This is a genomic window from Kribbella catacumbae DSM 19601 (genome assembly GCF_000372465.1).
Taxonomy (GTDB): domain Bacteria; phylum Actinomycetota; class Actinomycetes; order Propionibacteriales; family Kribbellaceae; genus Kribbella; species Kribbella catacumbae.
Genome location: NZ_AQUZ01000026.1, coordinates 114,486 through 126,944, shown reverse-complemented (window position 1 = coordinate 126,944; position 12,459 = coordinate 114,486). Strand labels below are relative to the sequence as shown.

Genomic DNA, 12,459 nt, shown 5'->3' with positions numbered 1-12,459 from the left:
AACAACCGCGCGGCGGTCCGGCTCGCCGGGCCGGCGAGCGTAGTGTTGATCCTGCTCGACCTCGGCATGCTCACGGCTGTCGCCCTCGCCGCTCCGGCGATGACCTGGGCGATGGCCTTCGCGGTACCGGCCAGCCTCATCCGCATCGCGCTGACCGGTCGCAACCTTCCGCGGGTCTTCGCCGGGTAGCAACTGTCAGCGAGTCAGTTGCTGCTTCAACGCGCCGGCGACGAATCTCGCGTCCCGGTGTACGCCGCGCAGGGTGTTCGACGAGAACGATCGCTGGAACTCGATCCCCAGGTAGGCAAGGCGGGGATGGGTGGTAGAGATTTCTTGCCGGTGCAGCGGCATTCCGTCGGGGTTCAACGCTTCGAGATTCCGCAGGTACGGCAGGTGTGGGCGGTAGCCGGTGGCGAACAGAACCGCGTCGACTTGCCGCGGCTGACGAGCCCGCGCCGTGGCTTCGGCTGCTGCTGGCAGTCTTCGATCGTCCTCGGGTCTTGAGCCGACCCGGCGGCGAGCTGAGATCGGCCAGCAACGGGGTCCGGGACCGGTACGGTGTGGCGCGCAGCTCTTGTCTGAGGCAACACTGCTGAAGTGGGCAAGCCGGCGCCCGACTTGCTCGGGCCGGTCGGTTGGAATTCGCCCGGGCCCGAAAGTGAGCTGCCCAGGCCCCACGGCATGCCAGGCGGAAGACGGTTCGAGATGAATTGGAACGGGTTCCTTCACTGAGCTCTGTCGACCGCCGGTGATGCGCCGGCGGGGGCTAGTTCCAGTACCGGGTCCAGACGGCGCGCTTTGCCTGGGCGAGGGCGTTGATGACGTCTTGATCTGTTTCGGCTTTCTCGGTGACGCCGAGTGCCAGTCCGATGTCACGCCATGAGGCGCCTGTCGCGAGGGCTTCTCGGACAGCTTCGCCGAGCGCCTTGTCGAGCGCGATCGACGCTCGGCAGCATTCCTGGACCGCCTGGAGCGGATCGCGCTGCCAGCTGCCGCGGTGCCTGAGGCGCAGGCCTGCACCGTGCCCGGAGATCCGCAACTGGGGAGTTCGCGTCAACATCGCTTCCACCTCGCTGGTTGGTGACCTACTTCGAGCTTAGGACTCGGGGCGCGGTGTGGATGGGCCCGTTCGGGTAGATAGCTATTGGTGGGTGGCGGCGCGGAGGATGGGCCTATGACTGTTGCGCCGGAGAGTGTCCAGCAATCGACGCCGGTGTGCTGGTGTTGTGCCCGTGAGTTCGATGATCGAGACCTGGTGCGGTTGGGTGCCCACCCCGAGGTCGGTGTCTGTCTGGGGTGCGCCCGGTTCCTGCAACGCAGGGCCGAAGAGCGGGAAGATCAGCTGCGCCCGTCCCGCGGGACGCGGCTGCGGGGAATGGTGCGCTCGGCGCGGGAGTGGGTGGTCGGCCACCGCTGGCACGAGCTTCCGGTGATCGGTGGCCTGTTGCGGCGGATCGACCGTCACCTGCCCTGACCTGGCGAGCGGTGGGGTTCAGGCGTCGGCCCAGCCGAGTCGGATGATGGCTTGGCGGGTGATCTCGAAGTCGTCCGCGACGGTGGCGATCTGGCCGTGTGGGTTGTGGGTGAGCCAGTCGCCGGCGGCGTCGGGGGTACTGAAGAAGTTGCCGAGGTTGCAGATCTCGGCGCGGACGTCGGCGACGGCGTGATCGGGCCGCACCTTGGACACCACCGCTTGTGGCGGGTCGACGGACCCGACGTGGTCGGGGGTGAGTTCGACCCGGATCGGTCGGCCGGTGGCGGCGCATGTGGACTCGACCAGGCCGGGTTTGCCGAGGATGACCGGGAACTCGAAGGTGTCGCTGGCGCAGAACGCGTAGACGGTGCGGTCGTCGAAGGTGAACCGGTGCGGGGTCGGTCGCAGGGTCATGCCGAACCCGGCGATGCGGCCGTCGTCGTCCCAGTCGACGCCGGGGTGCCGGTCCAGCTCGGCGCGCAGCTCGTGGTCTTGCCAGCCGCCAGCGGCGGCGGCCTGCTGGATCGTGACCGGCTGCCCGGCGGCGAGCAGCCGGGTCAGGTGCGGCATCAGGTCGGGCAGCCCGAACTGGGCCTGCACAAGCGTTACCAGGCGCTCGATCTCAGCGGTTGCGGTCATCTGTGTTTCGCCTTTCGGGAAGGTCGCGCCCCGGACGGTTACGGCCGGGTGGCCGGCGTGAGGAGGTGCCCGAAGAGGCGGGCGCCGAGGTTCTCGGCTTCGGCCGGGTTGAGGATCTGCCCGGGAACGTGCGGGTGGATGGCGGTCCAGGCCTCGGCCGCGGCGTGGTCGGTGAAGAAGTTCAGGTAGTCGCAGCAGCAGTCCGCTGACGGGCCGCCGCCGGCGGTGGCCCCGATGAACACGACCGCTGTGGACGGGTCCCAGGTTGCGCGGCCGTTCCGGCTGGTGACGGTGACCGGCTGGCCGGTGGTGACGTCGACGGATTCGATCAAGGTGTCTCGTTCGAGCATGGGGGCGATGCCGAGCGCGTCGATCGCGCACATCGCGTAGACGTCCACGCTGTCGCCGGCTGGGGTGCTGATCCGGACCCGGTGCCGGGTGGGTGCAGCCGAGAACGGGTAGGCCACCGCGATTTCGCCGTTCGGTGCCAGGCGGATCGCGTCGCCGTTGTGCAGCGCGGTCAGCACCTCGTCAGTGCTGCGTCCGCTGCCGGCGGTCACCTCGTCCAGGTCGCTGGGAACGGGAGGCTGGCCGGTGGTGGCGAATGAGCGCAGGATCGCCTGCTGCACGGCCTTGTCGACCGGGTCCAGCGGCAGGGCGAGGGTTCGCCACGCGCTCAGTACCTCACCGGGCGGCTCGGTCTGGTGCTGTTCGCCCGGCGCGGGGTTGGCTAAGGCGGTGGCGAGCGCGGTGTGTAGCTGTTCGACCGACGGTGCTGCGACGATGCGGCCGTCGGGGTCGCGGTAGAGGCGGCACGACACTCCGCACTCGCGGCCGCCGACCGCGGCGAACGGATCCACCCCATCGATCAGCAGCGTGGGCGAGCCGGCCATCCCGTACCGGGCGGCGTCCTCGTCGGTGTCGATCTGCCGGGTCGTGACCGGCAGATCGGTGACCTGTGCGAGGCGTTCCAGCAGTGGTGGCAGGTTCGGGCAGTCGGGGACGTGCAGGACTTCCAGGTTCATCGGATCCCCTCCGCGGAGTCGGTGATCGCCTCGAGCAGCGCGCAGCTGCGGTCGGCGCGGGGCAGGTCGCAGGTCGCGACCAGATCGGCGAGGGAGTCGTGCATGCGTTGCAGGTCGCGGATCCGGGCCGCCAGGTCGTCGCGGCGGTGCTCGGCCAGCGCCCGGGCCGCGTCGCAACTGTCCGGTCCGCCGTTGTCCAGGTGCAGCAGCTCCTCGACCTCATCGAGGGTGAATCCGAGTTCCTGGGCACGCTTGATGAACCGCAGCAACCCCACCGACGCGGCCGGGTAGTCACGGTAGCCGCCTGGTGTGCGGGGCGGCTCGGTCAGCAGTCCCCGCCGCTCGTAGTACCGCAGCGTCTCGGTGTTCACCCCGGCCCGGTCGGCCAGCTCACTGGTTCGCATGACCCCATCGTCAACCCCGGACCCAACTACGGAGTCAAGCCTTCGCGATCGCGTCGGCTACCACAGGGGATCGATTAGATCGAGGCGCTCATCTGCTGCCGCTGACAGCATCAGCTTGGCCTGCGTGCGCGTCCGAGGATGTGGGTATGCGGCGGTGCGAACTTCAGAGGTCGGTAGGCGAATCGGTCGAGCTGGTCGATCTCGAAGCCAGCTGCGGTGATCTCGGTGAGGGTTTCGCGGTTGAGGTGACAGCCTCCGCCGACAGCGGACCACACGGGGGTGATGATGTCTTGCAGCGTGCCTATCACTGGGTTGTTGGAGCGGACATGTTCGAAGAACCGTAGCTGTCCCGCGGGTTTCAGCACTCGCCGCAGTTCGGCCAGGCTGTGGCTGGGGTTGGGTACTGAGCACAGCACCAGCGAGGCGACCGCGGCATCGAAGCTGGCGTCGTCGAAGGTCAACGCGTCGGCGTGCCCGGCGACCACCTGGACCGGAACGGATGCGGTGATTGCCGCCTGTTCAGCGAGCTCGCGGAGGGTGTCGTCGGGTTCGACGGCGACGACTTCGGTGACGGTCGGCGGGTCGTGCGGGAAGTTCATGCCGTTGCCGGGGCCGATCTCGATCACCCGTCCGGTGAGGCCGGCGAGGGTGCGATCGAGGTGTTCGGCGGTACCGCGGCGTTCGGAGTCCGCGCTGACCTTCTGGTAGGTGCGTGCGAAGCGGGGATGTCGAAATGATGACAGGTCGTTCATGGTGCTGGGTCTCCGGCTCGGTTGAGGTTGTCTCAGGCCTCGCCCGGATCGATCTGCGTTGAGGGACGGGCCAGGTTGTGCACGCCGTCGTTTCGCGCCGTTCGTCGGTGCCTATCGCTTGATGTGGTATCGCGGTGTGAATGTCTTGCCGGCGTTGGTGGACTCGTAGATGCCGGTGTCGGTGGCTGCGTAGACGGTGGTGGCGTCGGTGGCGGTGAGTGCGGCCGGGCGGCCGTCGAGTGAGCCTTGCTGCTGCCAGGTCTTGCCTTGGTCCGGGCTGAGGACGACCGCGCCGGAGGGGGTGATCCCGTACAGCGCTCCTGGTTCTGGCCACGACACGAACAGCAGGGGAGGTGCCCCGTCGATGATCGCGAAGGTGCGGCCGCCGTCGGCGCTCTTCGCGGGGCCGTTCTCGGTCGTGGCGATGAGGACCTCGGGGCCGGCTGGGCTGACCGCGAAGTCGGCCATGGGCAGCGCGGCGCGTTTGTCCCAGGTCACCTTGTCGCTGCTGACCATCAGCGTGCCGCTGGTGCTGTTGTAGCCGAAGACCTGGCCGTGGGCGGCTTGGAGGGAGTGGAAGTCGGCCTGTCCGCTGAGGGATCGGTCGCGCCAGGTTTCGCCAGCGTCGGTGGATTCGATCAGTCCGAGGTTCGGCGGCTTGCCCTCGAGGGGGTCGGGGTGGCCGCTGCCGAGGAAGTGGCGCGGGCCGACGACGGTGAAGCCCATCGTGTCCTGGAACCGGTCCGCGATCCGGGTCGGGGCGCCTTGTGCCGGGATCCGGAAGACGCCGAAGTGGGTGGCCGCGTACAGCGTCTTGTCGCCCGGGTCGACGCCGAGACCGTGAACGTGCGCGATGCCTGGGTCGGCGCCACCGCCGGTCCTCGATTCCGAGTCGCCGTCGGAGCCGAGCGCGCGCGTGAGCGCGACGACGACGAGGCCGACGGCCAGCAGGAGCAGCAGCACCGCGGTGGCGATCCGGCGCTTGTCGCGCGCGGGTGGCGGCGGCTGGGTTCCGCTGCTACCGGCCCGGCGGGTCTTCGTTCCGGGAGGGTGCCTGCGCGGCGCGGGTCGGGTCATGTGCCGTTCCTTCGGTTTTGTCGCAGGCCGGGGCCGTCCACTGTGCCACCGGTGATGCGAGTAGGAGCACTGCCGTACCCGTCTTCTGATGGTGCCTGGGTCCGCGACGGGTGGGTCGGGAGATCGCGGCGGGCCTGCGCGATCTCCGTCCGCAACTGGTCGATCTCCTCGCGCCGCTTCAATTCGGCGGCCTGGTCCTTGGCGGATCCACCCATGTGGCAGTGGCCTCGGCGCATCGGGCGAATGCAGAACACGTAGGTCAGGCCGATCGCGGCGAGCGGGACGGCGAGCGCGAGCCAGGTCGACATCAGCTCGATCCGCTCGGCCTGCCCGGCGGGGCGCTCCGGTCCCTTGCCTCGCTGCGCAGCTGGTCGAGTTCGGCGCGCAGTCTCGTGAGTTCGGCGTCGGTCTGGGACGGGCCTGGACCCTCCTGGCTTTGGTCGGGTTGTTTCTTGCCGCGCATCATCATCCACATCATCAGGCCCATCCCTACAGGGCAGGCCAGTAATGCCAGCGAATACAGCCCCTCTGCCACGTACACCGTCTGTGTCATAACGATTCCTCCAAACGCTGGTTGATGATCTTCTGGGACTGCCTGGAACCGTGATCGGACGGTGAAGCGCCGCGCATCATCAGCTCGTGCATTCGTTCCATGCCCGGGTTTCCCTGGGTCCGCTGGCCGCGGCGGGCGTGACGATCGTGGCCGCAGCGCTGATCACCCCGGCGCCGACGAGCAGTGTTCGGTAAAAGGCTCGCATTCGGTCCTCCAAGACCTGTATCTACTATCCAGCATAGTTGTTGATGTGTGTCGTGATTCGGGTTCGTTCCTCAGCTACTCCCAGTGCATGAGGCCCCACAGGATGTGCCCGAAGCCGCCGACCTGCCCGATGAAGTAGTGCTGGTCGAACGGCAGGAGTGTGAACCCGGTGTAGTTGCCGAGCAGGGTGGTTACAAACAGCGCGAGGCCTGCAGGTGTCGCCGTCCGCAGGACCGCGCCACACTCCCATCAATCCGAAGATCCTTAGTACTATCGCCGATAGTACATCCGGCTGGACCGGCTGCGGAGTTCCCGTGGGTCGTCACCAGCCGTTCAGGCAGGCGGTATGGAGTGAGGAGAACGGTGTTGCGGCAGCTTGGAGATCGGCTCGGGTGGCTCGTCGGCCTTGCTCGCCTTCGAGCCCATCGCAGACCAGTGACCGTGATCGAGCGCGATGCACCCATGCTGTCGTTCGCGGCGCACGACACTCACCGCTCGGTCACCCGGTTCAGCTTGCTTGCGGTGGCGGCGGGCACGGTCCTGGCGGTGTCCGGTGTGCCCAGGGTGGATCTGCACGGCCCGTTGCACCATGTCGGGATCATGGACCCGCTGTGTGGTGGGACACGCGCGGCGTTCCTGCTCTCCCAGGGCGACTTGACCGGCGCGTGGACCTACAACCCGGTCGTGTTCCCGCTCGCCGCGGCCGCTGCCCTGGTGCTGCTGCGCACGATGCTCGGCGCGCTGTCCGGCCGATGGGTCACCGTCCGGGTGGGCAGACGGCGGGTGCTGGTCCTGCTGCTGGTGCTCGCGGTGGCGGCCCTCGAGGTGCGCCAGCAGTTCCATGCCGACCTGCTGATGGCGGCCTGGCCCAGCTAGGGCACGCCTCCCGTGTCCTGCTGTGCTCGAAGGCCGCTGGGTTTTCTGCGTCGGTGCGCTGGTCAGAGCGGCGATTGCCAGCCCGCGACCAGTCCCTGCAGGCGATAGATCAGCAGCGACCAGATCCCGGACACCTGCAGTACGCCGACAACGACGAGGAAGAGCCCACCGAGGCGCATGACCGGGCGGGTGTGGCGGCGGGCGAACGCGAGCGTGGTGACGGCGCGCTGCATTCCGGCTGCGGTCAGCAGGAACGGGATGCCCAGGCCGAGGCTGTAGGCGAAGGACAGTACGGCGCCGCGACCGGCGCCGCCGGTGGTGGTGGACAGGGCCAGGACGGCCGCCAGGGTGCGGCCGATGCAGGGTGTCCAGCCGACCCCGAACATCACCCCGAGCAGCGGGGCGCCGGCGATACCGACCTTCGGCCGGTAGCCGATCCGGATACTCCGTCCACTGAACGGGACGCGGTCGAGGAGTCCGGCGAACATCAGGCCGAGCAGAATGGTCAGTGCGCCGAGAACACGGGTGATGGCGACCTGGTGGGTGAGCAGAACGGTGCCGACTGCGCCGAACGCGACGCCGTAGCTGGTGGTCCTCCGCATCTGGTGGCACCCGCAACTACTATGCACGTTAGTTGATAGGCTGGTGCTCTGGTCAACGACGGTCTGGCACCGGGAGTTCCGGTGCGGGAGCCGATCGAGAGAGGAACGGGTTGCGTGCGCGGGTTCGGTGATCTCGAGGCGGCCATCATGGATCGGCTGTGGTCGTGGCAGCAGCCGGCCACGGTGCGCGAACTTCTTGCCGACCTCAACAAGGACCGCGATCTGGCCTACACCACGGTGATGACGGTGCTGGACAACCTGCACCGCAAGGGCTGGCTGACCCGGGATCTCGACCGCCGCGCCTACCGGTACAGCCCGGTGTCGACCCGCCAGGCGTACAGCGCCGAGTTGATGCGCGAGGCCCTCGACAGCAGCGGTGATAACGCGACCACGCTGCTGCGGTTCGTCGACGCGATGACGGATGCAGAGGCCGAGGCGGTACGCAAGGCGCTGCGGAAACACCGTGGGTCTGGTCGCCGATGACGATCACCTTGCTGTTGTTCGCCTATGCCCTGGCGGTGGCCGGCCTGGCGCCGCGGTTGCTCGCCGGAGCGTGGACACGGCGGTCCCCGCGGCTGACGCTCATGCTCTGGCAGGCCGCCGGCGGGTCTGGTCTGCTGGCGGTGGCCCTGGCCGGCATCAGCTGCGTGGCCGCACCTGGCCGGCTGGCCGCGTGCCTGGAGGCGTTGGTCGGGTCCGACGCGGCGGCCGGCGTCCTGACCGTGGTCGCCGGGCTGCTCCTGCCGGTTCTGCTGCTCGCCCGATTGGCATTCGTCGCGGCGGCGATGACCCGCATCCAGCGGGCCGAGCGCCGGCGGCACATCCAGCTGCTCAGTCTGGTCGGTCACCACGACTCGTTGCTTGACGCAACGGTCGTGGCCGCTGCGACAGCCTCGGCGTACTGCGTGCCGGGTACCGATCGGGTCGTGCTGACCGACACCGCGTTGAGGATGCTCGAGCCATCCGAGTTGCGCGCGGTGCTCGCCCACGAACGGGCCCATCTGGCCGGGCGGCACCATCTGGTCGTCAGCTGGGCAGCCGTTGTGGCCCGGGCCTTTCCGGGGGTTCCGGTCTTCCGGGGCCTGCACGAGGCGACCGTCGATCTGGTGGAGTTGCTGGCCGACGACCGTGCAGTTCGCGGCGAGTCCCGCAACAGCCTCGCCTGGGCGATCGCCCAGCTCGGGACTGGCGACGGTCCAGCCGTGAGCCTGGCCGCGGGTGGCGGCCGGGTCCTGGCCCGGGTGGAGCGGCTGCTCGACCCGCCGCGCAGGTTGCCGGTGGCGACCCGCGCCGGTGGTGCCGGGGCCGCCGTTGCTGTGCTGGCGGTTCCTGTGCTGCTGGCTGGGCTGCCCGCCGTCGTGGCGGCTGGGCTGGCGGCGTGTCCACTGCTGTTCGGCTGAGCATGCTGGCATCGGTCCGCCGAGTCGCCCTGGTCGCGTGCGCGGTGGGGCTGCTTGCATTCGGTACGGCGTTGCCGGCCAGCGCGCATCCCACGCTGCTGACCACCAGTCCGGAGGCCGGCTACTCGGTCGGCTCCGCGCCGCACCAGGTCACGCTGGTGTTCGACGAACCGGTCAGCGTCGAGCCGCGCGGCGTACGGATCGAAGACGGTGATCGCAAGCCGGTCCGCAGCTCCGAGGTGATCCGCGAGCAGGGCGGTCGGCGCCTGGTCGTGAATCTGCTGGAGGACCTGCCGGCCGGCAGGTATGTGGTGCGCTGGCAGGTGACCGCCCAGGACGGCGATGTCGTGGATGCGGGGTTCGACTTCGCGGTCGCCACCACCGCGGCCGGGTTGCGCGGCCGCGAAACGGTCGCCGCGCCGGCGTTCGGGCTGGTCACGGTGTTGCGGTGGCTGTTCTTCCTCAGCCTGGTCGGCGTGCTGGGCGGCCTGGTCGGCGAGCGGATCGCCCGCCGGAACGTTCCTGAGGCAGCTCGACCGCGGTCGCTCGTCGTGCCAGCGGCCGTGGCCGGCTCGCTGGCCGCGGCGGGTCTGCTGGCCCAGGTCGTGGTCGCGACCGATGGGGTCGGGCGGGCCGGGTACGTGCTGGGGGTCGAGAGCCTGGGGTTCGCGGTGGTCGCAGTCCTTGCCCGCCGTAGCCGCACCTGGCTTGTCGTCTGGCCCGTGCTTGCTGTGGTCGCGGCCGAGTCGTTGCGGAACCATCTGGGCACGCAGCGGGGCGTGGCCGGTGCCCTCGTTGTTGCGGTCCATCTGCTGTCGATCAGCGTCTGGCTGGGTGCGTTGATTCATCTTCTCCGCGTCGCCCACACCAATCGGGGCGGCAATGCCCGGGTTGGTTCTGCATTTCGTGCCTATTCGCGGCTGGCGCTGTGGCTGTTCGGTCTCGTCGTGGCCACCGGCACGGTGGCCACGCTGCTGCTGGTGCCGAGCTTTGGGGCGCTGACCGGTACGGCGTACGGGCGGACGTTGCTGGTGAAGCTGGCGCTGGTCGCTGTGGTCGCCGTGCTGGCCTGGTTCGCGCGGCGCCGGCTGTCCGCGACTTCGGCATCATCAGCGCCCCGGCCGGCGCGAGCTGAGGCCACCACGTTGGTTGCGGTCCTGGCCGCCACGGCCGTCCTCGTCTCGCTGCCCACCCCGGCACCGGCCACCAGCGACATCGGCTATCCCGCACCGGCCTCTGGGCCGGTCATCCGGCTGGGTACGCTCGCCGGCCAGATCGCCGTCGGGATTGCGGCGAGCGAGAATCAGCTCGAGGTGCGGCTGCGGGTGCCTGACGATGGTGTGCAGCTCGGTGACTCCCAACCCCCGCAGTATCGCGTGGCGGCGCGGGTGAATACTCCGGGTGCGCCCGCAGGCACCGTGGCGCTCCGGCCGTGCGGCCCGGGCTGCTTTGTCGGGCCGGTGGCGTGGCGGCCCGGCACCGGGTACGTCGACCTGCGGGTCGACGCACCCGGGTGGCACGGGGGCGCAGCAGTCTTCCCGATCCATTGGGCGCCGGTTGTCGCCAGCAATGTGCTGCCCCGGGTCCGCGCGGCGATGTTGGCGCAATCTTCGATCCGCGTCGTCGAAACCGTCACCAGCGACACCTCCCAAGCCGCGCCGAAGCCGCAGACGGTGACCGTGGGCGGCGACGAGTTCCTCGACAGCGAGCCTTACGGCAGCCCTCCCGATCCTGAGGTCGTGGTGGGTGCCCGGCCGGGCGGCGGCAGCGTCCTGACCTTCGGCCTCCCCGCAGAAGGCATCCAGGTCAAGCTCGAGGTCGACGCGTCGTACCGCATCATCGCCGAGACACTCGCGGCGCCGAAGCACCTGACCAAGCGCACGTTCACCTACCCGCGATAGCCGACCCCGGCCGGTCGCACACCAGGCGTGGTCGCACGGTTGGGGCTGGCCGAGGCCGGACAGTGATCAGCTGGCTGGCGTGGCCTGGTAACCGAGCTCGCTGATCGTGGCAACGACCTCCGCGACCCCGACCTGGTCGGGGTCGAGGTCGACGACGGTGCGGCCGGCCTTGACGCTGGTGTGGGTGCTGTTCACGCCCGGCAGATCCTCGAGCGCGTCGTCGATCAGCAGCGCGCAGCTGCCGCAGTGCATCCCTGACACCTCGAAGGTGACAGTCGCGATAGCCATCGGGTTCTCCCTGGTTTCAGACGACGGTGATGGTGCCGGTGTACATGCCCATGCCGCAGGCGTACTCGAGCCGGCCGGGCTTCAGGACGCCGAGCTCGATCTTGGTCTCGCCGTTCTCGGGCAACACGGCTTGCTTGTTGTGTGAAGGGACCACGAACGAGCGGATGCAGCCGCGCGCGCCGTCTGACCTGACGACCAAAGTGGTGGGCACGCCGGACTGGGCCTGGACGTTGCCGGGGCGGTAGGAGCCGCTGCGCGCAGTGATCACGACGGTCTGCCGGCCGTTCACGGTCGACGCGGCCGTTGTGTCGGCCGGTGGCTCAGAACCGCCGGCTGTTTCGGCGATCCGGCTGGCCGCTAGCGGTGACCCGGCGAGTTCGAGGCCGCCGTTGAGGGTGTAGAGCCCCATCCCGAGAACGACCAGCCCGGTGACCGCGGCCAGCCGGCCGCGCCAGGCGGTTGCCGCCTTGCGGGCGGCGTACCCGAGCACCGCGAACAGCGGACCTGTTCCCAGCACGAACACCGCCATGGTCGCCGCACCGGCCGCGGCGGAGCCCGACGCCAACGCGAGCGCCTCCACCGACAAGGTCACCCCGCACGGGATGAGGACCGTCGCCAGACCGAGCAGGGCGGGTGCCATCGCGGCCTGGGAGCGGGCCCGGTTGCGGACCAGCTTCATCCAGGACTGGGGCGGCTCGACGACGATGCCGCGGAAGCCCGGCACGCCGAGCTGGGCCAGGCCGAAGACGATGATCAGCAAGCCGGCGCCGACCTGCAGCACCGTGCGCGCTCCGACGGACAGCTGCACCGCGCCGCCGACGGCACCCAGCAACGCACCGAACAGAGTGTGCGAGACCAGCTTGCCGGTCAGGAACCCGCCGATCGGGGCGAGGTCGTCGCCGAGTTGGGCACGCCAGCCCGGTCGATCCGTGGCGTTGACGGCGAGCGCCGATCCTGCACGGGCCTTGGCCGGGGTGGAGTGCCGGGTGCGGCCCTTGGTGCGGCGGGATGGGGATGTGGGTTGTGTGGACCCGGCGGGAGCCGAGGTTGCGGCGCGTTGCCGGGAGACCAGGCCGGTGAGCAGGCCGCCCTGTACGGCGGCGCAGGACACACCACCGGCGAACAGGCCGGTCATCAAGACAGCGGTGAGATTCACGAAGAGCCTCCTGCGAAGACAGAGCGAGGACGTTGAAGGATGTTCCAGCCGAGTGCTGGTGTTCAGCCGAAAGCCGGCGCGGCCCGGTCAAGGGTGGCGCGGACGGAG

General features: G+C 69.4%; 18 protein-coding genes. 6 read left to right on the top strand and 12 right to left on the bottom strand.

Annotated features, from left to right (window positions below; all coding sequences use genetic code 11):
• Positions 1-189: hypothetical protein (locus A3ES_RS0125550; protein WP_026163185.1), on the top strand; the 189-nt coding region annotated here is incomplete at its 5' end.
• A 6-nt stretch (positions 190-195) separates the two neighbouring features.
• On the opposite strand, the gene A3ES_RS52820 is transcribed toward A3ES_RS0125550, so the two are convergent.
• Entirely contained in the window at positions 196-366 is a 171-nt protein-coding gene (locus A3ES_RS52820) for a hypothetical protein (protein WP_202806587.1), read from the bottom strand.
• 400 nt (positions 367-766) lie between these two features.
• Positions 767-1,060, bottom strand: a complete 294-nt coding sequence (locus A3ES_RS0125535; RefSeq protein ID WP_020389684.1) for a hypothetical protein — start codon at positions 1,058-1,060, stop codon at positions 767-769.
• A gap of 114 nt (positions 1,061-1,174) precedes the next feature.
• Here A3ES_RS0125535 and A3ES_RS0125530 point away from each other — a divergent pair, with 114 nt between their 5' ends.
• Positions 1,175-1,474, top strand: a complete 300-nt coding sequence (locus A3ES_RS0125530; protein ID WP_020389683.1) for a hypothetical protein — start codon at positions 1,175-1,177, stop codon at positions 1,472-1,474.
• An 18-nt stretch (positions 1,475-1,492) separates the two neighbouring features.
• On the opposite strand, the gene merB (A3ES_RS0125525) is transcribed toward A3ES_RS0125530, so the two are convergent.
• The 7 genes from merB (A3ES_RS0125525) to A3ES_RS0125495 form a co-directional block, all read right to left on the bottom strand.
• On the bottom strand, positions 1,493-2,113 hold the full coding sequence (merB, locus tag A3ES_RS0125525; protein WP_020389682.1) for an organomercurial lyase MerB: 621 nt from the start codon (positions 2,111-2,113) through the stop codon (positions 1,493-1,495).
• A gap of 38 nt (positions 2,114-2,151) precedes the next feature.
• Positions 2,152-3,138, bottom strand: coding sequence for an organomercurial lyase (merB, locus tag A3ES_RS0125520; RefSeq protein ID WP_020389681.1), 987 nt, complete (start codon positions 3,136-3,138; stop codon positions 2,152-2,154).
• Positions 3,135-3,542, bottom strand: a complete 408-nt coding sequence (locus A3ES_RS0125515; RefSeq protein ID WP_020389680.1) for a MerR family transcriptional regulator — start codon at positions 3,540-3,542, stop codon at positions 3,135-3,137. Before A3ES_RS0125515 ends, merB (A3ES_RS0125520) begins: the two co-directional genes overlap by 4 nt.
• A 110-nt stretch (positions 3,543-3,652) precedes the next feature.
• A complete protein-coding gene (locus A3ES_RS0125510; RefSeq protein WP_020389679.1) occupies positions 3,653-4,294 on the bottom strand; it encodes a class I SAM-dependent methyltransferase in 642 nt (213 codons plus the stop codon).
• 111 nt (positions 4,295-4,405) lie between these two features.
• Positions 4,406-5,371: a F510_1955 family glycosylhydrolase gene (locus tag A3ES_RS0125505; protein ID WP_020389678.1), complete on the bottom strand. Its 966-nt coding sequence runs from the start codon at positions 5,369-5,371 to the stop codon at positions 4,406-4,408.
• A complete protein-coding gene (locus A3ES_RS0125500; RefSeq protein ID WP_020389677.1) occupies positions 5,368-5,679 on the bottom strand; it encodes a hypothetical protein in 312 nt (103 codons plus the stop codon). Before A3ES_RS0125500 ends, A3ES_RS0125505 begins: the two co-directional genes overlap by 4 nt.
• Positions 5,679-5,924 (bottom strand): hypothetical protein, encoded by a 246-nt coding sequence (locus A3ES_RS0125495; RefSeq protein WP_020389676.1) that lies wholly within the window; start codon positions 5,922-5,924, stop codon positions 5,679-5,681. Before A3ES_RS0125495 ends, A3ES_RS0125500 begins: the two co-directional genes overlap by 1 nt.
• A 639-nt stretch (positions 5,925-6,563) precedes the next feature.
• Here A3ES_RS0125495 and A3ES_RS48390 point away from each other — a divergent pair.
• Positions 6,564-7,004: a DUF2752 domain-containing protein gene (locus tag A3ES_RS48390; protein WP_020389674.1), complete on the top strand. Its 441-nt coding sequence runs from the start codon at positions 6,564-6,566 to the stop codon at positions 7,002-7,004.
• 62 nt (positions 7,005-7,066) lie between these two features.
• Here A3ES_RS48390 and A3ES_RS48385 read toward each other — a convergent pair whose 3' ends face one another.
• Positions 7,067-7,606 (bottom strand): cytochrome c biogenesis CcdA family protein, encoded by a 540-nt coding sequence (locus tag A3ES_RS48385; protein WP_020389673.1) that lies wholly within the window; start codon positions 7,604-7,606, stop codon positions 7,067-7,069.
• Positions 7,607-7,720: 114 nt separating this feature from the next.
• Between A3ES_RS48385 and A3ES_RS0125475 the strand changes: the two genes are divergently transcribed.
• The 3 genes from A3ES_RS0125475 to A3ES_RS51535 are packed head-to-tail and all read left to right on the top strand — an operon-like array spanning position 7,721 to position 10,907.
• Positions 7,721-8,089 carry a BlaI/MecI/CopY family transcriptional regulator gene (locus tag A3ES_RS0125475; RefSeq protein ID WP_020389672.1) on the top strand — a complete coding sequence of 123 codons (369 nt, stop codon included), beginning with the start codon at positions 7,721-7,723 and terminating at the stop codon, positions 8,087-8,089.
• Positions 8,086-9,006, top strand: a complete 921-nt coding sequence (locus A3ES_RS48380; RefSeq protein WP_020389671.1) for a M56 family metallopeptidase — start codon at positions 8,086-8,088, stop codon at positions 9,004-9,006. Before A3ES_RS0125475 ends, A3ES_RS48380 begins: the two co-directional genes overlap by 4 nt.
• The gene (locus A3ES_RS51535) at positions 8,985-10,907 is read left to right on the top strand and encodes a copper resistance protein CopC (protein WP_237745046.1); all 1,923 of its coding nucleotides are present in this window, start codon (positions 8,985-8,987) and stop codon (positions 10,905-10,907) included. The genes A3ES_RS48380 and A3ES_RS51535 overlap by 22 nt, the downstream gene beginning before the upstream one ends.
• 66 nt (positions 10,908-10,973) lie before the next feature.
• Here the strand turns inward: A3ES_RS51535 and A3ES_RS0125460 are convergent, their stop codons facing one another.
• Positions 10,974-11,195: a heavy-metal-associated domain-containing protein gene (locus A3ES_RS0125460; protein WP_020389669.1), complete on the bottom strand. Its 222-nt coding sequence runs from the start codon at positions 11,193-11,195 to the stop codon at positions 10,974-10,976.
• 16 nt (positions 11,196-11,211) lie between these two features.
• Positions 11,212-12,351 carry a sulfite exporter TauE/SafE family protein gene (locus tag A3ES_RS0125455; protein WP_020389668.1) on the bottom strand — a complete coding sequence of 380 codons (1,140 nt, stop codon included), beginning with the start codon at positions 12,349-12,351 and terminating at the stop codon, positions 11,212-11,214.
• Between the last annotated feature and the right edge of the window lie 108 nt (positions 12,352-12,459).